Origin of the sequence: Bacillus sp. PS217 (assembly GCF_037963535.1) — a bacterium.
In the GTDB taxonomy this organism is placed as follows: domain Bacteria; phylum Bacillota; class Bacilli; order Bacillales; family Bacillaceae; genus Bacillus; species Bacillus subtilis.
Genome location: NZ_CP150157.1, coordinates 1,330,779 through 1,354,349, shown reverse-complemented (window position 1 = coordinate 1,354,349; position 23,571 = coordinate 1,330,779). Strand labels below are relative to the sequence as shown.

The window sequence follows — 23,571 nt, the reverse complement described above, 5'->3', positions numbered from 1 at the left end:
AAAATCCCCCTTTAATGCTGCAGCAGGCTGTACATAATAGCGATGGCTCCGCCAATGATGCCTGTAGACACTGCTGTAATGATGGCACCTGTGATGGTGCGTTTAATCCACGTGGTGTTTTCTTCAATTTTGTTTAATTTTTCGTTCAGCGTCATGATTTGCTGGTCTTGACGGTCAGACACGCGTTCTAATGCGGAAACCCTCTGCTCAAGTGCTTTGTGCTCACCTTTTATGTCTGCTAAGTCCTGCTGAAACACATTCACATCTGCCTCTTGCTGCATTATTCACTCCTCCTTCACATGCAGATCACCTCCCTTCCGAGAGCCAAAACTGTTATGAAACAGCGGTCCCTTTTACCGAGAGAGTACCGCCGGTGATACTGACGATCTCCATAATGACCTCCTTAAACCCTTTAATATCGAAGGCCCATGCCTCAGCTTTTCCTAATGTACTCAAAGCAGAGGTGGCATCATCAGTTTTCACGCCTCTGATCGGCAGTTTCTGCCCTGACACCGATTTGCCCCAAAATTTGACTTCGCTCATTTCCGCTGTGCCATATACTTCAACGAGTAAATGCGCGGCACCGTCAACAGGTAAAGAAGCACCCTCTCCGGCGGACTCTGCATTTTCATGAAAGACAAAGTCAAATGTTTTGCGAGCCTCGACTTTCAGCCGTCCATCGTGTGTTTGATTCTCCGCAAAGTCAATCTGTAAAGGCGTTTTTCCATTGACACGCACATCCATCTCACCCGCACCGACTGATTGGTATAATACAAACTCAGATTGCTGAAGATTCCCGTTCACATAGCGGAAACGGTAATAGCGTTTAGAAAGGTATACCCAGTCCGTCGCTGTCAGGACACCTGCTGCGACATTAACTGCTGCTGTCGTTGTCCAAACATTGTTGTTGTCGCTTTCTTCTATAAAGAGCGTACCTTCACGATCTGCATACGCCCAGCCCTTCACTTTCGAAATCAGAACTGCGCCAAGCCTGTCCTGCCCGAGCTGACTGTATGCCTCAGTCGCCTTTAAGGAAGCATTTGTTAAAATCTCCGCTACGCCTGACAAATTCGAAACAGGTGTCACAAAATCATTTTTTCCTCCTCGATAGGGCTTTACAGCGCCGGCTTTTCCAGTCCTATCGAGAGGAAATTCATATTGATACTTCACCATCTTCATCCTCCTTTGATCTAAAAACAGGCAAAATAAAAAAGCCTTACTACATGGCTTTACCGGTAATTTCTTTATACTGGTCAGCTGTGATCAGCTTTTTGTTCACACCCTCTGCCAGATCCTCAATTGAACAGTCTTGATATGCTAAGGCCTGCTTCACCATATCCGTTGTCGCCCACTCATAATAAAGGGCTAGCACCCAATAATTCATTCGGCAAGATCTCCTTTCAAGGAAAGTAATGATAGCTTTATATCTGCCAGCTCGCTTCCCAAAGTTTTGTTCAGCTCTTCAAGCTGCTTGCGTGCAAGCTTTTCTTGTGACAATTCTTGAGCGAGAAGCTCCACCTGATCAGGCGGCTCGTACGGCGGGTTTTTTTGCAGCTCTTCCCACCAGGTTTCGAGTTCTTTTTGTGTTGGGATGGGCGAGCGCAGGTTCCATTTTTCAATATAAGAACCATTGCCGTCATTCCTCAGTTCAAAATCCTTTCTTGGCACAGCGTCAGGGTATTTGTACATGATTGCGTCGTATAATATCATTTTTGCACCTCCTACCGTGCAGGATAATTTCGGCCGCCAATTTCTGTTATATCAAAATAGTTATACCAGCCTAAACTATCTGTGATATAGCGTTGTGTCTGCCCGTTATATCCGACATATAAATAAATCTCAATATAGTCTCCCTTGTTGACAGATACTGTTGCTGCCCCATATATACCTATATTAATGTTCGTATTATCTTCGGGATTCGAAGGGCTTATTCTATAATGCGCGATGTTTTTATATCTACTCCCATTTACATATATAGAAGTTTCATAGTTTGCATATTCTAGATAATTTTCTATATATATACCAGCATTGACTAAATACATTCCGTCATTTGGTACAATAAAACGGTTGTTTGTAGGGTCGAAGCAATTATGGCTATCTTTTATTTTCCTATTGTAATTAACTTTTTGAGACTCGCCTTTTATTAACAACTGTTTTCCAGTAGTACCAATATTCGCGTGAGCAAATCCAGAAATTTTCTGCCATGCCGTCCATCCTGAATCTGCCCACCAATGGCGGATCCAAGAACCTGTGTTGGCAAAGTAGGAGCTAGATTCATTTCCAGTTCCATAAAAATACTGAGTAAATCTATAATTACTGTGTTTTTCATTTTTTACAATACCATAGGTAAGAGGGTATCCTGTTGTATTATTTGCTCCTATATCCATAAAAGTCAGCCCAGCTGGATACTCATTGCCGCTTGTTCTAGCGTCTTGAATTGCATTGGATCCTGTAAGAACTGTTAATTTATTATTCGTATAATTAGAGTCAACATAGTTTTTAGCATCAGCTAAGGCTTTATCTGCTTTAGCCTGAGCGCTGGTTTCAGTTTCAACCTTGTTCCATCCTTGCCATGCAACAGTACTTCCATCATAATAATTCGTAAAAACGTTGTTTCTGTAATCGGTAGCTAAGACCCAACCAAACATACCTTTCCCCTCAGTTGATTGGCTAGTCAAATGAAATACTCCTCTTATTGAAAATGGGGATGGAGCGTTTACAGCTTTTCCATGTGCATAAAATGTGCCCATACCTCTACCTTGATCAATTATTTTTTGAAGAATGTCCTCTCCTTCGTTTGCTGCAATGGACACCCCTCCTATATCACTTGTTATTTTAGTAAGCTGAGCTCCATTCCATTTACTTCTCTCAACAGATGTAATGTGTATTGCTGAGTCCTTAGCATGATTAGATACCTTTTCCTCTGCCCCAGCTGTTGTCTCTAATTCAACCCAATCTGACCAGGCTCCTCCTGAGATCGTCTTTCGATACGTTTTATTTGTATTGTCAAAAGCGATAATTTGCCCGTAATTTCCAGTCGCATTAATTGTCCATATGCCCCTGACTGAAGTGCCGGGGCCGTTTAGTGTATTTGGTGCAGAAGCAAAATGAACCAATCCAGTGTTCTGTGGAACAATTTTATGAAAATCATCTGTTTCGCTTAAGTATAGTTTTCCTTGACCGTTGTCTGCAGTAATTTTAAAAAGCTGGCTGTTATTCCACTTGTCTTTTTCTGCTTGTGTGACATGTATGTCTGAAATGTCTGCATGAGCGTTCACTTTTGTTTGAGCGCCCTCTGTCGTCTCCAATTCAACCCAATTTGACCAGATACCGTTTAAGAGAGTTTTACGAAAAGTTTTATTATCATTTGTCACCACAATTACATGACCATTTAATTTGCTGTCGCTGCAAGTCCAAAATCCTCTTCCTGAGCCGCCTGGTGAATTTAGAGGCGTGCCAGTATAAGAAAAATAAGTCAATGTAGGATAGTTCAACAGTTCCGTATGGAAATCACTCGTTATATTGAACATAGGCTGTCCATCATCTTTTGTAATCTTAGATAATTGACCTTTGTTCCATTTCTCTCGCTCTTCCTCTGTAACATGCCGCACCTGATCTTGCTCATGCTTGTCAAAATCCTTCTTAGCCGCCTGCTGCACATTATCTACGTTCCCCAGCCCGATTTGCGCCTTTGTTGTGTTGTGGGGGTTGTTCATGTCGTTTTTGTGGGCGGCCAGGTCTGTGTGGGCGTCTTTTATGCCTTTTTCCCAGCGGTTGACGTCATCTTCGTTGATGGGGTCGTCCGGAAGCCAGTCTGTTTTTTCTTCGTATGCCATGTTTACACCACCTCAAAAGTAAATCTGAAATCAAGTGTTCTGTTTTCGCTGACGTCCAGGTCAGTCTTTCTCTCTGTGATCACATTGCCCAGCTCGTCAAAAATTTGTACCGTTTCGATATGCTTGATGTCTTCCTCACGTTTTGTCAGAATGGTGACGGTCGCACCGTCAATGGTGAGATCTACTATTTCTGTTTTTTGGCCGTTGAGCAGCACGTGATCGATTCTGCTTTTTAGATCAGCCGCTGTGCGTTCTCTGTATATGGTTGAAATCAAGTTAAGACCACCTCATTATTGTTAAGAGTGACAGAATAACCGACCTTGAGCTCACTGGCTGTTCGGTATCTGCGATGATTCAGGATAACTGTGTCTTTGATTTGCAGCGTCTCGTTCAATCCGCCTCTGAGCGTATACGCCAAATGAGCGGGCTTCATGTTTTCTATCGCTTCGATCAGCTCATTCATGTGCTGGAGGTCATCAACATTGATATCGACGTTAAATCGGTATTCGCCGGGAAGCAGGCGGACCTGTGCAGACGGGTTTTTCAAGAAACGGTTTACCGCCTGCTCAATGGCCCTGTATGTGATTGGCGGGATGTTCGACATTTTGGAAATGAGCCGCAATCGTCTGATCTCATCAGTGTCGCCTGATTCCCGCGGGACGTTTAAAATTTTTTCCCAGCGGCTGAGCCCCCAAGTCGCCGTCGGTACGAATAACTGATCCGTCAGATCAAATATGCTGTCATTTTGTTTATCAAACTCAGGCGCTTCCGCTTTCAGCAGCTCAGCCATTTCTTTAAGGCTGGTGAGAAACGGCGGCAGATAAGCTGTCATGTCATCTTGTTTGCTCAATGATCTTCACCTGCCCAAGCTTAGGAATTTCCACGTTGCTCAGCACCAGATTTTCAGACGTGCCGTTGATTTGAATATTGGAGTAGTCACTGACTGACGGTGAATTATAGACGATATTGTTAATTTGAGAAAGGCGGATGACGTTATCTTCAAACGCCATTTTCTTAAAGAGATTTAAAACGCCTTCCTCAATTTCTGACTTCACTTCATCAATTGAGTGATTGATCTCAGGCAGCACTTCGGCAGAAATCTCAACTTCTTTCCAGACCGCGCTCTCCACTGTGACAACGGCTCCGATTGGCGCCTGTCCCTCTCCCTGTCCTGGTTCAGGGTCGATATAATCTTTCACTTTTTGAATTAAAATAGGAGAAGCGGGCTCAAGATTCGCATTGGTGACGACAATTTTGACCGTGCCTTCACCGTTCCAAAGCGGGAAGATCTTTGCCTTTCCCACACCGTCCACTTCCTCAGCCCACTCTTTATAATGCATTTTATTGGCACTGACGGCCTCACGCCGAACCCTTGTAAAATACCGTTCTCGCAAGCTGTCATCTCCCTCTTCCTCGCGTCCCGGAATCAGGATTTCTTTGACTATGGCCGTTTCTAAACCGGGAATGGTATCCAATGACAGTAAATTGCGTCCGGTCAGATTGGCGTTTCCTGCTTCACCAGGTGTTTCACAGATGAGCGTCCCGTCTGCCGTATATTGAAAATAAAGATTATCCACGTAAAAGCGGGAGCCGACAGGAATAGTAACTCCAGATGTAAACTCTCCCGCTCTGACAGCCTTTGTCGCGGCAGTTCTTTCAATTCCCGCTTCCGCTGCACGCCTGTCTAAAAATTCGCCTTGTGCGGTATCAGAAAAAACGAGCTCAAGCACAGTATCCAGCCATATATAAGACTTCGCAAGCTCGGCCGCCGCCGGGGCTAACGCATTATAAATGACGCTGCCTTCTCTTGTGTCAATATCTGCGGAAATGCTGTTCAGCATACGCTCCATAATATTTTCAAAGGTCTGATCTTCAAACATCTTCGCCAATCACCTCCTCAATCTCAAGCGTTCCTTCATCCGTCTCCACCACGAAGGACACATGAAACGCGTCGCCTTGTTTTTCAATCTCAAAATCTGTTACAGCCGATATCCGGTCATCATAAACCAGCGCCTCTTCTATCAGTCTCGGAATCTCCATCTTTTTATACGCATCAGTCGTCTCATGATCTGTCAGCACGTCCTGAAGCTCGTTTCCGACATTATGGCTGTATATGGAATACGCATAGCGTTCTGTCTGTAAGGCGATATACACGAACTGCCTGATCGCTTCAATCCCGGTAATCAGCTCATTCGTAATTCTTCCGTTTTCAAAATCTATTTTGTACGTTTGCGAGGTTTCAATGATTTCGCTCTCATCTTCAATATCTTCAAACTCCACTTCTGGTGTCAGGGCCATGATGCCCACTCCTTTTACATGCTAAATAAAAACCCCTTCGTACTGAAGCGGTTTTGTCTATACCTTATCTAAAATAAAAAACGATTGCCCGCCAGTCAGAGCTGCGGTCATGACGCGATCCCCCGGCTCGAGTGCATCGTCTCCTCCGGACTGCATTCGTTTTGGGATAATGATGGCGTCTTCCGGTATAATCAGTTTGCTGTTTTCTTTTAATTTGATTTCCACAGGAGAAACCGAAACGACTTCAGCCGGGAGCAGTTCTACCGGAGACTCAGCGTCAACTGCGCCGACTGCCAAATGTTTTATAGCCTCACTTAATCTCATCAGGAAACTCCTTCCGGCATCGTATTCTTTTCGACAACATCGATCGTCATCGTATGTTTCGTTCCTTTAAATTCATGCCGGTCCGTATCTACCCAATAGGTTTTCTTGATGCCGGCCTCCGGAATCGAAATATAGACAGGCAAGCCGCTCTGCACTTCTGGGATGCCCACTGCCTGAATATTTTTCAGTTCTTTTTTCACGCCCTTTTTTTCAGCAAGGCGTACATCTGCCCGCTGCTGAAGCTGTGCCTGGTTGATGTCATCTGTGACCGTTTCCGTATATTGAAGCACACCGTATTTATTTAAGCCTGAACTGTCCTTGGCAGAGGCTTTATATGTCTTATTGTCCTTCTGCCGGCGAAGTACCACCCGAGTAGCAGTGTCGTTTATAGAAGTGCTGTATTGGTAGCCCGTGATATTGACGCCCGTTTCAAGCACCCATACCTCTGACGGATCTGGCCAAGCGCGCAGGCCGAGCTTTCCTTTTTCCGAATACAGCTGGTAATGTTGCCCTGTCTGGCTTTTCGTCTGTTTCAGCGCTTTTAATATGATGTCATACAATGTCGTATCATTTTTAATGACAAGACTTTTGATCGTATGGCCTGTGTTTGCGATCGAGGTTGTCGGTATCTGGAAGTCACTCGCAATCCTTCTGATGATCTGGTCGGCCCGCTGATTGGAAAACACGTACATATCCTGGTTTTTGACCAGGTACTGAAGCATGTCATAAGCGCTGAAGGCAAGCGTATGCTCGTCCGGGGTTCTTGCAAAAACAATGCCCCGAAAAAGCTCTTTTCCCTTCCATTTAAACAAGACCGTATCTCCTTCTGAGACACTGTAATACGTCTGGTCGCCCTGCTTGGTGACGATGGTTGCTTCAATGGAACGCGGCGCCTGATAACGATGGCCTTCAAGCGATACGCTTTCTGCAACCAGCTCAAGCCACTCTGTGTCTTTAATGACGAACAGTTCTATCATCATACATCACCTGTTTCATTGCGGTATCTTTAATTTTTGGCCGGGAAAAATCCAGTGGCCCGGCTGCCTGATGTTCCGTTTGCTTCGTTTGATCATTGCTGTTTTATTGGCGTTCCAAATTTTGCGCCATTGGGTGCTGTTCCCATAAAATCTGCCTGCAATGTCCCATAGCGTGTCTCCCTTTTTGACTGTGTACGTCTTCGGCGCAGCCTTCGACGGACGTTTTGCCTTTGTTTTTTTCTTCTGCTTGATTTTCCGCGGGGAAGCGGTTTTGTATTCTTTTAATACAATATCAAAATCCCGATCTCCTATTTCATTGTCTCCCTCACTATATTTAAGGCTTTCAATACTGCATGTCATATTGATTTTTGTTCCCGTAATTAAAAATTGAACAGGCTTTTTTGCCTTCATCCATTTTTCAATTTTCGCAATGGCATTTTCCGGAGACGGGAGATTTTGATATTCAGCTATCGGCGTATACTTTTTTGGAAAAAAAGAAGAAAATGAAATTTCATTTGCTCCGGGTTCTTCAATAAACGTTAGTTCACCCAATCCCGTTATCTTTACTGAGTCATTTTGTACACTATTCGCTATATCAATCGCTTCAGGAAGAACAGGGAATCGCAGCTTTTCTTTCCCCTGTGATATCCAAAATTCATAGATAGACTTAGTCAAAAGCCACGACCCCCTTTGTTCCGGTGTTAATGTCATTTTGTAATTCATCAAGTAATGCCTGCTTGATTTTCGCAACCAGGCCATCAGCATCCTGTCCATTATGGAAATGCTGATCGCCGTTAAACTCAATCTTTATTTCTTTCGTTCCGTCTGTTTGTATCGTTTGCCGTGTACCGGATGTAACTGCTGAAACTTGTCCTGAAGAAAGCTCAGACTGCTGGGATTGAGACGGATCTGTCACTTCCATTCCCAGAGCTTGCGCAGCTCTCTGAAGGAGGTAGCGGCCTCGGATGCCCCGTTCCTCTGGGATTATCCATTCCCGCTTGTTTCCTTCACCGACACGGGCGATTTGTTCTTTTGTAATCAGCCCGCCGTTTGCGTAACCGACATAAGGTCCGCCATGCTTCATGCTTTTAATACCAGGTACATTGTCAATAGAGCCGTATCTGCTTTTGATGTAGCCGATTGCGGCAGCAGCGTTATGAATCGGGTTTCTAATGTTACCCATGCCTGGCGCTTTGTGTGCGTTAAAAGTGGTTGGTACTGTCTGCATGAGCCCTTGGGATGGATTGCCTGCCTTCGCGTTACTATCCCACAGGTTAATGGCGTTAGGGTTGCCTCCTGATTCAAACTTTGCAATTGTCATCAATCCCGGAAGCCAGCTTAATGGTGTTTTTGTGGCCATCATTGCAGCCATAAGCCACTGCTTCACATTTCCACCTACTGCACCCATTCCGGAATAAGCAGCTGCCAGTGATCCAGCTTGCTTTTCAGCATATTTTTTCACATCGACAGAATCCAGACCTTTTACAACACCAACGGAGGCAAAACGCCCTAAGCTCATCATGACACGGGAAGGTGAATGAATATCTAGCTCCTCACGGAAAGCCTGCTCCACTCTCTTGGCCATATCCTTTGCTGCTTGTTTTACTTCACTGGATTTAGAATTCATGCCTGTCACAAAGTTTCCAATCAAACCGGAGCCCCAGCTGTTCGATGTGTCTTTTGAACGCAGGAACGGTTTGTCAACATGTGTACTCACATACTGTGCAGTCCCTGTTTGGGTTGAATTTTGTCCTTGCGCAAAGCCTTTGACCGTTCCTGTGCCCCATGAAGACGATTTGTTCACAGTGGCTTGGTACGGCGTTTTAACTTTTGATTGCAAAAAGCCGTCCGTTCCGGTTGCTGTACCGTTTTGGCCCTTGGCATACCCGCTTACCATTTGTTTACCGTAATTTGGTGAAGCAGAAATCATTTGTGTAAATGGCGTATTGATGTTTTTCTTTTTCCAGTCTTCCATTTTGACCGGCTGATCGCTGATGCCTTTACCAAAGCCTTCTGAAAATTGCTGTCCGAGTGTGGACGCTTGGCCTGTAAGATTTGCAGTGTTCATTGCTGGGGAGGCTGAGCCTGATAGAGGACTGACAGCTGCTCCTCCTGAAACAGATGCTGGACTTCCGCCAGAAGACGAAGCTGCTCCCATGTCGTCTACAACTTGCATACCCAGCTTAGACGCCGCTTGTGAAAGAAGCATCTTCCCCCGGCCTCGGTTGTTATCAACCGGGATAACGAATTCCTTGCCGGCTTCACCGATCCACGAGATGGTTGGTTTGGTGATGTAGCCGCCTGTGGCATTTTTATCCGGATCCTTACCTTTATTCGGATCACCGCCGCCGGTTACAAAATTAATTACTTTACTAGCTACGCCGCCAGCTTTATCCCAGATTTGCTTCACCCAGCCGAACGCTTTAGAAAAAGCATCTGAAATCGCTTCTCCCACCTTTGTAAGAGGTTCTTGAATATTCTTTTTAAACCAGCCGCTCAGGCCTTTCCAAATGTTCTTAACGGTGTCTATCGCTTTTTTGAAAGCATCTGAGATTCCCTTACCTACATCTGAGACTGTATTTTTAACCGGGTTCCAAACTGTATCCATGAACCATCCCAATACTGTACTGAAAACACTCTTAATCTTATTCCAAGCACCGGTCATTTTATCCCAGATTGTAGTTGCCGCTCCTATTACAGCAGATTTGACTGGCCCCCACACATTACTCATAAACCATGAAGCAACTGTACTGAACACATTTTTAATCGTCGTCCATGCATTTACGATTTTAGACCATATTGCTGTTGCTACACCCACAACTGCTGATGAAACCGGCGTCCAGACATTGTCCATAAACCATGTTGCCACCGTGCTGAATATCGTTTGAATCGTTGTCCATGCATTTACGATGTTGGACCATATGCTTGTTGCTACACCCACAACTGCGGTTGACACTGGCGTCCAGACATTGTCCATAAACCATGTTGATACAGTTCCCCAAGTATCCTGAATGGCTGACCAGGCATTTTGCGCACCCTCTGTAATGCTGTTCCATGTATCTTCTAGAGCGCCGGCATCAATTGCCTTGCCTAAACTTTCACCGCCGAAAGTACCGGCAATTCCTCCTACAATACCGCCAATAGCGGTCCCGACTCCCGGCACAACGCTTCCAATAGCCGCTCCTGTAGCGGCTCCTGCTAAACCTCCGCCGGCTGAACCTACTTTTTCACCAGCATTATCCTTATTGATACCGGCTAAGTCAGTAAGGGACAGTATTTCGCCTAATCCCGGTATTCCTTTTGCAGCTCCTTTTAAGCCCTTCAGTCCGCCTTTTAAGCCTTTTGATTCACCCAATGTTTTCAGAAGGCCTGAAAAACCTTTGCCTGCTGCTCCTTTAGCAGATTTAGGTGTATTCACAGGATTTGTTTTATTCCCTTTTGTTGATGAACCGTTTCTATTTTTGACTTTTTTGCTTTTGCCTGTACTGATTCCGGCACAGCAGCAACCACAAGCCCCGCCCCATTTGCCGCCTGACTTTTTCGATTTTGAACCTGAAGATTTTTGGTTCATAGAAGGTTTTTTAGTGCGGTTTGAATTGTTAGAAGTTGAGTTCTTTGTATTGGCTTTTGAAGCTTTTTGTTTGCCTTTGCTTCCGCTGGATTTGCCGCCAAACAACCCGCCAATATCCAGATTCCCCAGCTTCTCAGCAATGCCTTTTATAATTTTTTCAAAAAACTCTCCCACTTTTTCAATAATTTTATCAGGGCTGAATTTCTCGAATTTCTTGGCGATTTTTGAAACAATGTTATCAACAAACTTTTCTGCTTTATTAGCGATTTTATCCGGGTTCAGGAAATTAAATTTCTCTGAAATTTTGTCAACAATATTTGTTACAAAGTCTTCCGCTTTAGTAATAATGGCGTCTGGACTGAATTTGCTGGCGACATCATCTACTTTTTTCATAAAGGAATCTGTAAACTTGTCAAGCTCGTTAAAAATGGTTTCCGGGCTGAATTTACTTACGATATCGTCCACTTTTTTCATGAAGGAATCTGTAAACTTGTCAAGCTCATTAAAGATTGTTTCCGGGCTGAATTTACTTACGATATCATCCACTTTTTTCATGAAGGAATCTGTAAACTTATCAAGCTGCTTAAAAATCGCTTCTGGACTGAATTTGCTTGCGATATCATCCACTTTTTTCATAAAGGAATCTGTAAACTTGTCAAGCTGCTTAAAAATCGCTTCTGGACTGAATTTACTTGCGATTGCATCCACTTTACTCATGAACGATGTTGTGAATTTATCCAGCTGCGACAAAATCGTTTCTGGACTGAATTTCGTCGCAATTGCGTCCACTTTACTCATGAACGATGTTGTAAACTTATCCAGCTGTGCCAGAATCGTTTCTGGACTGAATTTCGTCGCAATTGCGTCCACTTTACTCATGAACGATGTTGTGAATTTATCCAGCTGCGACAAAATCGTTTCTGGACTGAATTTCGTCGCAATTGCGTCCACTTTACTCATGAACGATGTTGTAAACTTATCCAGCTGTGCCAGAATCGTTTCTGGACTGAATTTCGTCGCAATTGCGTCCACTTTACTCATGAACGATGTTGTAAACTTATCCAGCTGTGCCAGAATCGTTTCTGGACTGAACTTCGTTGCAATTGCGTCCACTTTATTCATGAACGATGTTGTGAATTTATCCAGCTGCGACAAAATTGTCTCTGGACTAAACTTTGTGGCGACTTCATCCACCTTATTCATGAACGATGTCGTAAATTTATCCAGCTCTGTTAAGATTGTTTCCGGGCTGAACTTTGTAGCGATTTCATCCACCTTTTCCATGAATGAAGCAGCAAATTTGTCCAGTGCTGTCAAAATCGTTTCTGGGTCAAACATGCTCGCAATATCTCCTGTACCTCCTGCTGAAGGCGCTCCTTTTTCGGAGGGACCTGAGCTTCCCATGCTGTCAATTCTTTTCTGCAATGAATCCAGCTTATTTGACACCTTGTCATTAATAGCGAGCTCAAGTTTGTTGTCTTTTCCTGTTAAGGCATTAATACCAGCAGAAATACGACCGACTGTTTTCATGACGTGATCAATCACGCGTATCGTAACAGAGTAACCATTTTTAAGTGCAGTTTCCATATAGCGCTGTATTTTTTGCACAGCCGGCAACACTTGATCTTCTGCACTCAGCATAATCGTAAAGCCTTTAAAACCTGCCACGAGCTCTCTTAATCGTTCAAACTTTTCGGTTGCTTGGTCACTAGCATCTATTTTAATAGATACAGATGACGGCAATCCCTGCAATTGAACATTAACCTGCTGAATGACACTGCTGGCTTTATCCTCAGTTGAAATGGAGATCATTTGGGCGCCAAGCTTTTTCTTTAATGATTTTTGTATGCGATCAATTGTCCTTAATACAGTTTTGCTTTCTTTTCGTACATCAATAGCGCTTTTTCGCTGCACCATTTTTCTATATTTTTCAAGTGCTCTAAACCCATTCTGGATCTTTCTTAACTTTTTACTTACACGGTCTTCCATTTCAAACCTTGCTGTCAGCTTTGCCAATTACGATGCCCCTCCTTTCTTTGCTTGTTTTTCAAGGAGATCGAGCTTATATCCGATCAGTCCATACAACAGCGCTTTATAGTTTCTGGGCGCTTCGTAGAGCGCCAATAAATCTGATGGGGAATAGTGAAGCTCGTGCATCGCATAGTAGAGATACACGGCTTCTTTATGCCCATCCTTGATTAGTTTTTTACTTCTTCTTCCAGATCCTCTAATTCATCTTCAAATCCATTAATCTCAATCGCTTTGTTTAACCAGTTCGCATACTCGCCTCCAACTGAGAGCACGCGTTTCGCAACTTCTACCGGGTCAGCCGTTTTGTAAGCTTCTCGAAGCTCTTTTGAACGGAAGTCCGGATAAACGGTTGATTCAACTGCGATTCGGGCATAAAAGCGCTGGCTGTCTAAATCTTTTACACGGCCTCTGCCTTTGACATTTTTATACGTTGTTGTTTCTTTCTCCAATTCATCAATGCGCTCCGTCGTGATCGCTTTAAAAATAAATGGCACGATGTTCCCTTTTTTATCAACAAAACGCTTTGAGATCGGCACCTTGATTTCCTCAGCTTCAATTGTTTTTCCCGGCATAAAAAAGGAAAGATCATATACGTTTTCGTTCTTCTCGCTCATGTAAAAAACTCCCTTGTCTATTGTTTGGTTTCATCTTTTAAAAACAGACCTTTCTGAGAAAGGTCTGCGTATGGGCTGATTCAGCTTTGATTAAAACGTGTCAGATAGCTTTTCAGGGACGTCGAAGTCTTCGAATGTAAATGGAACTTCTTCCTCTAACGCTTCTGAATCGACATCAAGGCTTGCGATTTTGGCAGAGTCAAAGTTGACGTCGTACAGCGTGACTCGCTCTGTGCCTCGGCCGGAGGATTGATCATCCAGCACGGCTTGGAGTGTGAAATAAGGGTCGCTGCCTTTTTTGACATAGTCCATCATCAATAGCACGAATTTTGATGTGACTTTGTAGAACGTTGCGGTCCCTGTTCCATTTGCCCCTGTTGTTTTATGGCCTGTCATGCGGCGGCCCATAATGTTGACTTCAGATTTGTTTTTCTCAACGTTTGCTTCAAATGTTTTGATGTGCGCCATTTCCTCACCATCGAGAAATAAGCGGCCTTCTTTTCCTGAGATTGTGTTTTGTGCTTTTAATGCCATATTAGTTTACCTCCACATTAAAGTAGAATTTTTCTGCTGCGTCGACAGGCTGTACAGCCAGGTCAATCAAGAAGCCGTCACGATCTTCATTCATTGAAATTGTGATATCTTCATCGGAATCAAAGCCAGTGATGCCGCCTGCATCCTGAAGCGTTGTCATGTATTGCGTGATCATCGTTTTTACATACTGCAGTCCGTCTTCAGATGCCGGGATATCGCTTCCGCTGCCTTTTCTTGATTTAATTAAGGCTTTCAGCTCGCGTGTTAAATCATTATTCACAGCATCCAGGACACGAACGATTTTGTTTTTCGCAAATTTCTTGTTTTTCTCAGCTGTGAACGTCACGAGTGAGTTAATATCCTTTTCTACACTGACGGATTTATCGCGGGCGTCGAATGTGAATAAAAATTCACCTTTGCCCAGACGTTCAACAATCGTTTCGTGGTCAAGGCGGTGTAACACATCAACAGCGCCTTCGTACTCTACAAATGTAAGTGATTGGTTAAAGGTTGCTCCTGCACTCGCTCCAGCTACCCAAGCTGTTGCTTTGTCCGGTGTAACTTCCGTGCCATCTTCAAGCAGCACACCCTCAGTTACGTTGATGATGCCTTCATAATCACCGGCATAATTGGCTGTGACGCCTTGCACTTTTTGTCCTTGGCCGTCGCGAAGGCGTTTAATGAAAGCAGCAAACGTCGCCTTCAACTGGTCACCTTCTGCAACAGGCAGCGCAATCACATCAAAGCTCTCCGTTTCAGCCGCGGCTAAGAAATCTGTATAGTCGGAGTTGACAGGGGCTTTATCCGTACCGCCGGATAAACGGATTCCCGCGGATGCATTCAGCGTCTCAGCTGCATTGTCTCCTTCTGATCCAGTGAGAGGAATCGTTGAAGAAAGATCGCCTGTTCCGGTAAAAGTGACATAGCCGTTAGCTGTTAATTCTTCAGCCTTTTTGACAGTCTGTTTATCAACCTCTGATTCGTCCATATATGTTGTCACATCGAAAGAATCAGCATCCAGCACATTTTGATTGATGCGGATGATAATGTCATTTCCTTTTGTTCCGCCATATACTGCAGTTGCTTTGACGCCTTCAGCAATATCAGCAGACGCTCGGACACCTTCGGTTAGACGGTACATCAATACCGTTTTCGCATTTTTCTTCGCTTCACGCAGCAGCAATAAAGACGGATCATCAATGCTAAGACCCACTTTTTTGTTTAGGTCTTCAACGCTGGAAATGGAGACGAACGTTTTCGCTTCGCCCCAGCTTGATGCGACCGGAAGTGCGACTGTCCCCCGTTCACTGAGTGATACCCGCTCCTGTGCCGTCGTTTTAAAGTTAAAATAAATGCCTGCACGTTCTTTTTCTTTGCCTGTTGTAAATGTTCCGCCATTCATGATGACATGACCTCCTTGGTTAGAAATGTTTGAATCAATTGGTTGGCTTCTGATTTCGTCATACGTGGTTGATCCACGCCAAATAAAGCCCCCTGAAGAATATCAGGCTTAACGCCGAACAGTTCCTTCGCATGCTTAATCAAATCCGCTGTATCAAATAGAGCTTCCCTGCTCTTTGTATGTACAGCCTTCTTCTGTTGTTTGTCCTTTGACACCGTTTATTTCACCCCGCTGTTCATGTCGATATCCTGTAAGACAGGCTGTTCTATTTTGTGATAATAATATCGGCTGCTCCACCTGATCACCATGGCCGCCTCGCCCCTATCTCCTACCCTTGTCTCGATTTGGGAGATGCGAACCATATCCCCCGTCTTCTCGCCGGATTCACTCAGCAGCGGAATCATATTTCTCGCTTCTCTGATGGCATCCGCGAGCCTGTCCGCTTCATCCAGCGCCTGAACGGAGTCCAGATGAAACAGTTTTACATTGAGACTGTAGGTTTTTTTAAATGTGGAGACCGTATCTGTTTCCTCGAAAACAGATGGTGGCGGGACGTATAACGACGGCACCTGAAAGTGATCAGGAAGCTCGCGTTCATAAATGGGAACAGACCACCGGCTGTACAAAAACGCCATGATCGATCCTGTTTCACTGTTCATCCTGCTCCTCCTTTACAGCTTCTTCAGCCACTGGCGCAGTTTGTTTTCCAGCGATTTTTCAAACAGCTGTTCATATAAAAGCAGTGCATGATCCCAGTAGCCCGTGCCCGGTATCCATTTTCTCTTGAGCGCCATTCCCGTTGAAGCCGCTGGATCATAAATAAACCGTGAGCCTTGAAAACGCCCCGGCACCCATCTCACATCTTGTTTTGACGTCCAATGGCCGTCATTAAGAAATGAGGCGTAATCAAGCTGTGTTCCCACCTCAAGCGAAAGCCCGCCGCTTTGCACAATCCAGAGATTGTCCTCTGCGCCTTTCTCAAAGGAACTGAGCAGTTTTTCTGTATCAATCGTTTGTGTGCTGATGAGTTCAGATTGGACGATCTCCAGAAAATCTTGCCCGCACTCCTCAAGCCACCGGGACGCCTGTCTGGAAAAACCGCCTGAAGCCGCTTCTTTTAATGCCGTGTTCAGCTGTTTCAATCCCGCTATTTTCATAGGCTTTCATCCCTGACTGCGACGACCTCCCAATGATGATGTCTGATCCTTTTCGGCAGCTTTAGTATATATTTATGATTCTCCCAAATGATTTTATCGTTCACGCGGATGTCCGCTGACAACGGAAAATGGACGAGAAAGCTATGATATACAGTTTGATCCGGCTTCTCCTGAATCAGCTGCTGCGTTTTTTCGGTAAAATAACAAGGGACATCTTGTTCATCGGGTGTATCCGGATATGAAATCACCGGCTGCAGCCTGTCTGCCGGAATCCCAAATCGGCCTGCAGACGGCGCTTGCGCTGCTTCATGATAAATGTCGCAACGGTGAATGAGCATCTGCTTGTAGCTCATAAAGATCTCACCTTCAGTCTGGAGGATTCAGGGACGTAGCCCGGCGTGATAAACTCTTCGAGCAAATGATATACCTCTGGCCGCTGAATACCGCCTTCTCCGGAAACCGTGTAGGAATAATCCCCCATTTTCTCAGACTGATAGCTTGATGAGGCAGATTCATCGCTGTTGACAAGCGCAAAATACTGGGCAAGCTTTACTAAAGCCAACTTCACCTTGCCGGGCAGCGGATCATACAAGCTGTCTTCAAAGCGGTGGCCCGTGATGAGAGCCGCTTCTGCTTCCGCCTCGATGATATCCTGCGCCAGCAGCTCTTCCGGCCTGTTTTTCACCCGATCATAGACCGAATAGGAGGCTACGTCAGTCGGTTCAATGAGCATGAGCTGACCACCTCGTTTCTATTATTCTTTTACGTTAATTAATTTTGCGCAGGCATCCTCTTCCTCGAACTTGCTGTCCAGCTTGGCCGTTAAGACAATAATGAATTTACGGGAGCGGATGTCTTTGTCGACTTCAATTCGGATATTGCGGGAGAAGCCGAGAATGATATTTTTCGGATGTGTGAGAATGATATCAGAAGCGTCATATTGCGCGTCTCCCTCACCGACTGTGTACGGCTGAATATTGGATACCCCTTTGACCGGTACGCCGAATGCTGTTGACAAGCCGCCCTGAACAGCCTGGTCCCCAAGGTTTGTCTGGCGGTCTGCCACGCGGTCCTTCCATTCAACTTCTAAGCCATGAGACGTATAGAATCTAAATTCCTGAGGGATGCGCAAATATTTTGGCGGAACTGCCTTTAAGCCTTTCTTGAATGTCGCTCTGGACAGTTCTTCACCGTTCATGTCAACGATATGGGAAACTGCCTGTTTGCGGATGCCGTCCAGCTGTGCCAGATACGGATCAGCTGATGCTGTATCGCCGTTAACGATCAGCTCTTCAATATCAACTGCTGCGCGCTCTGCTAAAATTTGCATGATTGTCTGCTGCAGGCCGTCTTTTTCAATATTGTTTTCAAGTGTGTCATACGTAATGTTGATTTCCGCAATGACTTCCTTCGTGTTCAGCTGGACAGTGCTTGTCGTTGGAACTGTCAGCTCGTCGTTTGACAGTGCTTTTCCTTCTTGCGCAGCCCGCAGAATACGCTGGCCGAAGCCGATTTTTTCAAATTTTTGCGAATCATTTTCCATTTGAATCACGCGGGATTCACTGAAAATGGTCGGCGTGTTTTGCACCATGCGGATAAAAGCCGATGCTTGCGCAGGGTTCATAAGCCCGCCGCTTTTTAAAGCAGAAAGCGACATTTCCGCTTTCCGAATGATCTCTTGATTTCTCAATTGATTTCCTCCTCCTTGACTGGTTTTACAGCAGTCCGCTCCAGATTGATTTTTTGACTTGCTCTGTATTGCCGCCCGTATCGTCCGCTGTCTGCTTAGACGCGCCTCGCGCTTTTTCCAAAGCCTCGATGCGTTCGATCAGCGGAGCAAGCATGTCTTCAACGAGCTTTTTCAGACGCTCGTCATCACCCGTCTGCTCCGGCTTTTCCTCCGTGTCTGTGTTTTTTTCAATCCGCTCAAGCCGTTTGAGCAGAGGGTAAAGCGCATGCTCGAATGATTCTTTCATGTCTTCTTTTCTCATTTCTTCAGTCTCCTTCCCTGTTTTGTCAGCAAGCATTTGCTTGAATACACTGAAGAATCCCGCTTTTTCAACCGGTTCTTCCTCATATACATCTGCAGTGCCCGCCATGCTGTAGCCGGTGATGATTCCAGCCTTGATCTGTTCCCACACCTCGTCTGACGCTCTTGTCACGAGCACCCATGAGCCCTTTGTAATCCGCTTTGACCCGATCATAAAATCATCGGGCGCCACATAGGACTCGACCACGACGCCGGTTCCGCCCTCAAAGCTGTGATTGATATCAATCTCCCGTGCCTCCGCGAGAAAACCGTGCGCCGCTTTTTCAATTTCCTCGGCGGTCATAAAATCGCCGTGGGCATCAGGAACATCAGGCTCATACACGATTCCGTACACGAGCTTTTGTTCATCCTGCTCACTTTTTGTAAACAGCCGAACCTTTTTTTCAAATGACGGAGGTTTGGCTGACTTCGTAAAGAAAAATTCTGTCTGGTTAGCCGCCTTGTCCACATAACTGACAAAGCTGATTTTGGCATTTCTTAATTCTCGCGCCACCTGCTTGATTCACCTCCCTTCAGGACGTTTTGATATCTTCGATGCTTTCTTTCAACTCCTGCATGAGCGCAGCCAGGTTTGTCTTTTCCGCATCCTGTCCTGCAGGCCGTTTATAAATGTCCTCCGGCCACTCCTCAAGTGTTTTGCCAAGCACCCGTCCGGCAAGGTCGCGTAAATCATTCGGCGAGACTGCTCCGGCTGTAATAAAAGGACCGAGCACCTTCGCAATCTCAAGCGGATCACGAAAGTCCGGTCCTTTTAATGTCAGCCTGACGTCATGGATATTCAGCTCCGGCAAAAGCAGCGTATTCAGTTTATTCACGAGCGTTTTTCGCTCCGGCTGAAAAACCTGCTCCTCCGTAATTTTTCTAGCAGTATCAGCTGTCGCCCGGTTGTATTCCTGGGCCTCGCCTGTATACAGCGGCGGGAGGCGGAACGCGGAACGCAGCTTATTTCTGCTTTTTTCATCGTATTCAAGAAACAGGGCGTCGTTTTGGAGAATTTCCGCCAAGGATTTGATTTCCACGGAAACTGGTGTAATATCCTCGCCTCCATGGAGATCCTTTTCTTTTGCGATTCCTTCCGCTTCGATCAGGAGAAATTTATGGGCGTTTTCCACGCCTTCAAGATCATTCATGTATTCCTGCAGCTCCCGGTAAGAAGCTTCAGACAGCATCCCGTTTTCCACTGTAATCGCAGCGGGGACGTGACGCCCCTGCTTAAAATACATAAAATTGAGCTCTTCTGCTTTTCGGGCTCCGTATAAATTGACAATATTGCCGATCCAGCGAGGTACACCGTATACGCCGCTTCCGATTTTGAGGTGAATGGCTTCATTTGCTTGATACTTCTCTGCCAATGTATTTACATATTCACCTGTGCGCATATCCATTTTTCGTGGATCGCCGTATTCTTTAAAAAATACTTTCTTTCCATTGATCATCTGCACATATTTTCGGAAGCGTTTTTGCCTTTTGATCCTTTTCATTTTCCCGTTTTCTTCATATATAAATGAGACCTCTACAGGCTCACCTGCTCCGCACACACGCATATATTTCACATCTAAATATTCGATGCCGGCGGGTTTTCCCGCCCCGTCGCGAAGCACTTCCATAAATCCGTTGCCTGTTTTTTCTCTGTCTTCGATGGCATAGCCTAAAATCATTTCAGCTGATTCATCAAAGTGAAGACATTTATAAAAGGCTTCGAGTCTGGCCCAGTCTTTTTCCGCTCTTTTCTTTTTTGCCTGATCGACATCACTTGCGTTGACATCAAATGTGTACTCAACATCGAATCCAAAGCCTGTAATATTCACTCTGTACGCATCAATGCATTGCTGAAGAATGGTCGAGTATTCGGCAATGGTTTTGAGCTCGATGATATTATAGGGCGGAGCAATAATGTCCTCTCCGTACAGCTCAGAAAAGTCATCTTCATAGATTTGCTTTGTCTGAGGAGCCGCGGCATTGGCTTTAAATACAGTTGCTCTGACTGTTTGGTTGTGCATGATTTATGACCTCCTCCTTTCTCGGTTCGGCCGCATTCGTTTGTGTGCTGTCTCTTTCATATCAGCAACCTCATAATCATCAAGCGCATACCAAATGGCAGAAAGCGTATGCGGGTCAATCGTGAATTCATCCTCAATCAGAGCTCCGTTTTTATCTTTGGCATACGTAAGTGTCTTGAGCTCATAGATGACATTTTCACAGCGGTCCGAACAGAAGATTTTTTTGAACCGTTTTACCTTTTTGGTATATTGAAGCCTGGAGCCGGGAAACTTTCTGGCTCCAACCATCCGAAAGCCCTGCTGGCGGAAATATTGAATGCTTTTCGGCTCAGCCGAGTCGGCTTTGATCAATTCCTGTGTCTCAATAAACTCACGCAGCTCCTCAGCCGTCCTATCATCTGTCATTTTATTTTGATAATACTCCCAATAAATGTAGAGGTATTTTTTTTCAGGATCTACAGCAAGCCGGACGACGGCATTATAGGATTCCTCGAATCCAAAATCCATACCTGTACGAAAGATTGGTTTGCTGATGGCTGCGATACATTTTTTCACTTGATCATGCGGGAGTACCTCGAACTGCGGCAGCACCCTGATCCCGTTGACGCCGAATCGTCCTTTGCGGGCAATCCGGTACAGGTCGGGATCATACTCTTTGAGTCCGTCAAGCTGTTTCACATAGCTTTCCGGGAGAAAAAGATTGTCGTTAGCGGTGGAATGATGGTAATACGTATCTCCCTTTACAATCGTCCGCTTTTCGTAAAGTTCGCTGTCATCCAGCACAAACCGTTTCTTGCGTTCATCCCGAAAAAAATGCCTATACGTCCAATTGGAGGTGCCGACGGGATTGGTGGTACAGATCATATGAAGCTTTAGCTCAGGATGGCGAAGACGTCCGATTAACTCCTTGAACCCCTCATACTTCACCTCTGAGCACTCTTCAATCCATATTAATGAAATGTTATGAACCGATTTTAATTTTGCCGGATTGTCCATTCCTTTGAACATGATCCGGCTGCCATTGTGAAATCGCAGCTGCAGCGGGGAAGAAAGAGATGCCACGGCCTTTGTGAGACCGAGCTCTTCGATCACCTCTTGAAACAAGGCGAAGGTCGAATCCCGATGGGTATCGAACACCTCCCGGATCACAAGGGCCGTCCGTTTTTCCTTCAGCAGCTTTAGCACGATTTTCAATGCGGTATGATAGCTTTTGGATGAGCCGTAGCCGCCGACAAGAAATTGGTACGTCTGCTCCCAATTGAACACGTAATCTTCGAAATGAGGGTTGATTTCTTTTACAATCATGACTTGCGCTCTTTTCGTTTGATCATAATTTCAATCGGCTCCTGGCTGTCATCTGTTTTCTCCGCTTTTTGTTTGGCAAGCTTCAATTTCTCATTTTCAATTTTTTGTTTAAATTGATCTGGAAACAAATCAAAATATAAGGACAGCTTCTCAAGCGCCTTCATTTTATCTGCAAGCTTGATGGCAATGCCTTCTTTCCCAAGCTTTGCTTCCGTTACAATGGTGCCATCAACGAGCCCGGAGTCTTTGACATCGACAAAGCTGATTTCCTTCATAATCGGATTATCATCTTCATCAAACAGCGGACCCGATTTCCCGACAGCCTGGACCTCTTTTTTTCCAAAGGTCACATAGTCCGTAATATCCGCAAACGCGATCTTGATATAAACCTGCAGCACGTCCATCGCTTCAATAAACATTTCATTGACCATTTCTTTTTTTATGCGTCTGATTTCAGCAGCGACCTTTTCGTTTTTTAAGAGCCGGCTGCCCGTCACATGAGCACTGTCCGGAGAATAGCCCGCTTTGATTGCTGACTGTGTGGCATTGAAGCTTTTGACGTAATACAGGCAAAACAGCCGCTGGCGTTCATTTAATTCATCGTTGTCTATAGGGCGCTGTTTTTGTTCGTTTCTGGACTCAGAAAACAGGGCCTCTTTCCATTTGTCTTGTTTTTTCCAGATGCCGATTGTTTTCGGGGAAACACCGATTGTGTCCGCGATCGCCCGATTTGTGATCTTTCCTTGATGTTGTTGATAGATTGCTAATGCTTGTTCGCGCTGTTGTGTTTTCATGCTACGGCATCACCGCCACCTCCAGCATGGTTGTTTATTCATAAAAGCGGCTGATCAGCCAGCCGCTTATGTGTCATGCTCTATTCACTTATAGGTGGCAAACGTATGACAAGCTTTCAGGCAAGTGATCGATTCATGTCTTCCTGCTGTCTTTGCATCTTTAAACTCGCCCGTTTAATCGTCGTTTGCACTGTCGATTTTTTTACGCCGAGAAGATCGGCGATCCGTTCATAAGAAAAACATTCTACCTTATGCAGCAAAAACATTTCCTTTTCTCTGTCCGTTAACAGGGCTAATGCTTCTCGAATTCTATCTCTGTCTTCTTCTGATACCTGTCCGTCAGGCTCAAACATCATAGCGCTGGAAAATGATTCGATGATTCTCGGGTCCTTGATCATCAGCCGCTGGTAGGCATCACGCCGGTCAATCGCCCGTCTGATGCCGGGCTGCCTTCCTTTTTCAAGCCATTCTGTTACATATTCAAGATCAGTAATCATATTTCTGATGATTTTTTTATCCTTCAGCTCTTCAGCTGAGAGCACGGATTCATCTGCCTCAGCGAGCGGTTTATATTGTATTCTTGTTTGTTTGAGCGTGCGTTTATATTCAAATAGTAAGTCTTGCATTCTATGATCCTCCTCATTTTTGGCAAATAAAAAACGGACACCAATCAACGCA

The 23,571-nt window shown here is 45.1% G+C and carries 27 protein-coding genes and 1 pseudogene; all 28 read right to left on the bottom strand.

The features are described 5' to 3' along the window. Positions 1-11: 11 nt before the first annotated feature. The gene (locus NSQ83_RS07140; RefSeq protein ID WP_015252265.1) at positions 12-281 is read right to left on the bottom strand and encodes a hemolysin XhlA family protein; all 270 of its coding nucleotides are present in this window, start codon (positions 279-281) and stop codon (positions 12-14) included. A gap of 52 nt (positions 282-333) precedes the next feature. Continuing rightward, the gene (gene xepA, locus NSQ83_RS07135; RefSeq protein WP_198878713.1) at positions 334-1,173 is read right to left on the bottom strand and encodes a phage-like element PBSX protein XepA; all 840 of its coding nucleotides are present in this window, start codon (positions 1,171-1,173) and stop codon (positions 334-336) included. Between the two features lie 46 nt (positions 1,174-1,219). Continuing rightward, positions 1,220-1,384: an XkdX family protein gene (locus NSQ83_RS07130; RefSeq protein ID WP_047182493.1), complete on the bottom strand. Its 165-nt coding sequence runs from the start codon at positions 1,382-1,384 to the stop codon at positions 1,220-1,222. After that, positions 1,381-1,710, bottom strand: coding sequence for an XkdW family protein (locus NSQ83_RS07125; protein WP_198878712.1), 330 nt, complete (start codon positions 1,708-1,710; stop codon positions 1,381-1,383). The genes NSQ83_RS07130 and NSQ83_RS07125 overlap by 4 nt, the downstream gene beginning before the upstream one ends. Positions 1,711-3,572: 1,862 nt before the next feature. Then, a pseudogene (locus tag NSQ83_RS07120) lies at positions 3,573-3,836 on the bottom strand (terminase); the annotation flags it as partial. Positions 3,837-3,838: 2 nt separating this feature from the next. Then, positions 3,839-4,111, bottom strand: a complete 273-nt coding sequence (locus NSQ83_RS07115; RefSeq protein WP_038428829.1) for a hypothetical protein — start codon at positions 4,109-4,111, stop codon at positions 3,839-3,841. Continuing rightward, positions 4,108-4,686 (bottom strand): YmfQ family protein, encoded by a 579-nt coding sequence (locus NSQ83_RS07110; RefSeq protein ID WP_015483131.1) that lies wholly within the window; start codon positions 4,684-4,686, stop codon positions 4,108-4,110. The genes NSQ83_RS07115 and NSQ83_RS07110 overlap by 4 nt, the downstream gene beginning before the upstream one ends. Continuing rightward, positions 4,670-5,716, bottom strand: coding sequence for a baseplate J/gp47 family protein (locus tag NSQ83_RS07105; protein WP_033884955.1), 1,047 nt, complete (start codon positions 5,714-5,716; stop codon positions 4,670-4,672). The genes NSQ83_RS07110 and NSQ83_RS07105 overlap by 17 nt, the downstream gene beginning before the upstream one ends. After that, positions 5,709-6,134, bottom strand: coding sequence for a DUF2634 domain-containing protein (locus NSQ83_RS07100; RefSeq protein WP_033884957.1), 426 nt, complete (start codon positions 6,132-6,134; stop codon positions 5,709-5,711). The genes NSQ83_RS07105 and NSQ83_RS07100 overlap by 8 nt, the downstream gene beginning before the upstream one ends. A gap of 57 nt (positions 6,135-6,191) precedes the next feature. Next, a complete protein-coding gene (locus NSQ83_RS07095) occupies positions 6,192-6,458 on the bottom strand; it encodes a DUF2577 family protein (protein ID WP_033884959.1) in 267 nt (88 codons plus the stop codon). Then, the gene (locus tag NSQ83_RS07090) at positions 6,458-7,435 is read right to left on the bottom strand and encodes a phage-like element PBSX protein XkdQ (RefSeq protein ID WP_033884960.1); all 978 of its coding nucleotides are present in this window, start codon (positions 7,433-7,435) and stop codon (positions 6,458-6,460) included. The genes NSQ83_RS07095 and NSQ83_RS07090 overlap by 1 nt, the downstream gene beginning before the upstream one ends. A gap of 15 nt (positions 7,436-7,450) precedes the next feature. Next, a complete protein-coding gene (locus NSQ83_RS07085; RefSeq protein ID WP_198878710.1) occupies positions 7,451-8,110 on the bottom strand; it encodes a LysM peptidoglycan-binding domain-containing protein in 660 nt (219 codons plus the stop codon). After that, positions 8,103-13,022 (bottom strand): transglycosylase SLT domain-containing protein, encoded by a 4,920-nt coding sequence (locus NSQ83_RS07080; RefSeq protein WP_204551488.1) that lies wholly within the window; start codon positions 13,020-13,022, stop codon positions 8,103-8,105. The genes NSQ83_RS07085 and NSQ83_RS07080 overlap by 8 nt, the downstream gene beginning before the upstream one ends. Then, entirely contained in the window at positions 13,023-13,163 is a 141-nt protein-coding gene (locus tag NSQ83_RS07075; protein WP_014479557.1) for a hypothetical protein, read from the bottom strand. It lies immediately after the preceding gene. Between the two features lie 41 nt (positions 13,164-13,204). Further along, positions 13,205-13,651 (bottom strand): phage portal protein, encoded by a 447-nt coding sequence (locus tag NSQ83_RS07070; protein ID WP_063335092.1) that lies wholly within the window; start codon positions 13,649-13,651, stop codon positions 13,205-13,207. A gap of 90 nt (positions 13,652-13,741) precedes the next feature. Beyond that, positions 13,742-14,185, bottom strand: coding sequence for a phage tail tube protein (locus NSQ83_RS07065; RefSeq protein WP_003232677.1), 444 nt, complete (start codon positions 14,183-14,185; stop codon positions 13,742-13,744). A gap of 1 nt (position 14,186) precedes the next feature. Beyond that, entirely contained in the window at positions 14,187-15,587 is a 1,401-nt protein-coding gene (locus tag NSQ83_RS07060) for a phage tail sheath family protein (RefSeq protein ID WP_212036388.1), read from the bottom strand. Continuing rightward, the gene (locus NSQ83_RS07055; RefSeq protein ID WP_003232679.1) at positions 15,584-15,802 is read right to left on the bottom strand and encodes a hypothetical protein; all 219 of its coding nucleotides are present in this window, start codon (positions 15,800-15,802) and stop codon (positions 15,584-15,586) included. The genes NSQ83_RS07060 and NSQ83_RS07055 overlap by 4 nt, the downstream gene beginning before the upstream one ends. Before the next feature lie 3 nt (positions 15,803-15,805). Continuing rightward, positions 15,806-16,246: a hypothetical protein gene (locus tag NSQ83_RS07050; RefSeq protein WP_024572798.1), complete on the bottom strand. Its 441-nt coding sequence runs from the start codon at positions 16,244-16,246 to the stop codon at positions 15,806-15,808. Between the two features lie 12 nt (positions 16,247-16,258). Then, positions 16,259-16,744 (bottom strand): HK97 gp10 family phage protein, encoded by a 486-nt coding sequence (locus tag NSQ83_RS07045; RefSeq protein ID WP_198878895.1) that lies wholly within the window; start codon positions 16,742-16,744, stop codon positions 16,259-16,261. Next, on the bottom strand, positions 16,741-17,097 hold the full coding sequence (locus NSQ83_RS07040; protein ID WP_003232682.1) for a YqbH/XkdH family protein: 357 nt from the start codon (positions 17,095-17,097) through the stop codon (positions 16,741-16,743). Before NSQ83_RS07040 ends, NSQ83_RS07045 begins: the two co-directional genes overlap by 4 nt. Further along, positions 17,094-17,477 (bottom strand): DUF3199 family protein, encoded by a 384-nt coding sequence (locus tag NSQ83_RS07035; RefSeq protein WP_040083372.1) that lies wholly within the window; start codon positions 17,475-17,477, stop codon positions 17,094-17,096. The genes NSQ83_RS07040 and NSQ83_RS07035 overlap by 4 nt, the downstream gene beginning before the upstream one ends. Positions 17,478-17,498: 21 nt before the next feature. Beyond that, positions 17,499-18,434: a phage major capsid protein gene (locus NSQ83_RS07030; RefSeq protein ID WP_003232690.1), complete on the bottom strand. Its 936-nt coding sequence runs from the start codon at positions 18,432-18,434 to the stop codon at positions 17,499-17,501. Positions 18,435-18,459: 25 nt separating this feature from the next. Further along, positions 18,460-19,287: an XkdF-like putative serine protease domain-containing protein gene (locus NSQ83_RS07025; protein ID WP_003232691.1), complete on the bottom strand. Its 828-nt coding sequence runs from the start codon at positions 19,285-19,287 to the stop codon at positions 18,460-18,462. A gap of 19 nt (positions 19,288-19,306) precedes the next feature. Continuing rightward, on the bottom strand, positions 19,307-20,794 hold the full coding sequence (locus tag NSQ83_RS07020; protein ID WP_024572593.1) for a phage portal protein: 1,488 nt from the start codon (positions 20,792-20,794) through the stop codon (positions 19,307-19,309). Between the two features lie 3 nt (positions 20,795-20,797). Next, positions 20,798-22,099 carry a PBSX family phage terminase large subunit gene (locus NSQ83_RS07015; protein WP_038428823.1) on the bottom strand — a complete coding sequence of 434 codons (1,302 nt, stop codon included), beginning with the start codon at positions 22,097-22,099 and terminating at the stop codon, positions 20,798-20,800. Then, positions 22,096-22,893, bottom strand: coding sequence for a phage terminase small subunit (gene xtmA / locus NSQ83_RS07010; RefSeq protein WP_198878894.1), 798 nt, complete (start codon positions 22,891-22,893; stop codon positions 22,096-22,098). The genes NSQ83_RS07015 and xtmA overlap by 4 nt, the downstream gene beginning before the upstream one ends. A 116-nt stretch (positions 22,894-23,009) precedes the next feature. Then, positions 23,010-23,519: a sigma-70 family RNA polymerase sigma factor gene (locus NSQ83_RS07005; protein WP_015715732.1), complete on the bottom strand. Its 510-nt coding sequence runs from the start codon at positions 23,517-23,519 to the stop codon at positions 23,010-23,012. Positions 23,520-23,571 lie beyond the last annotated feature (52 nt).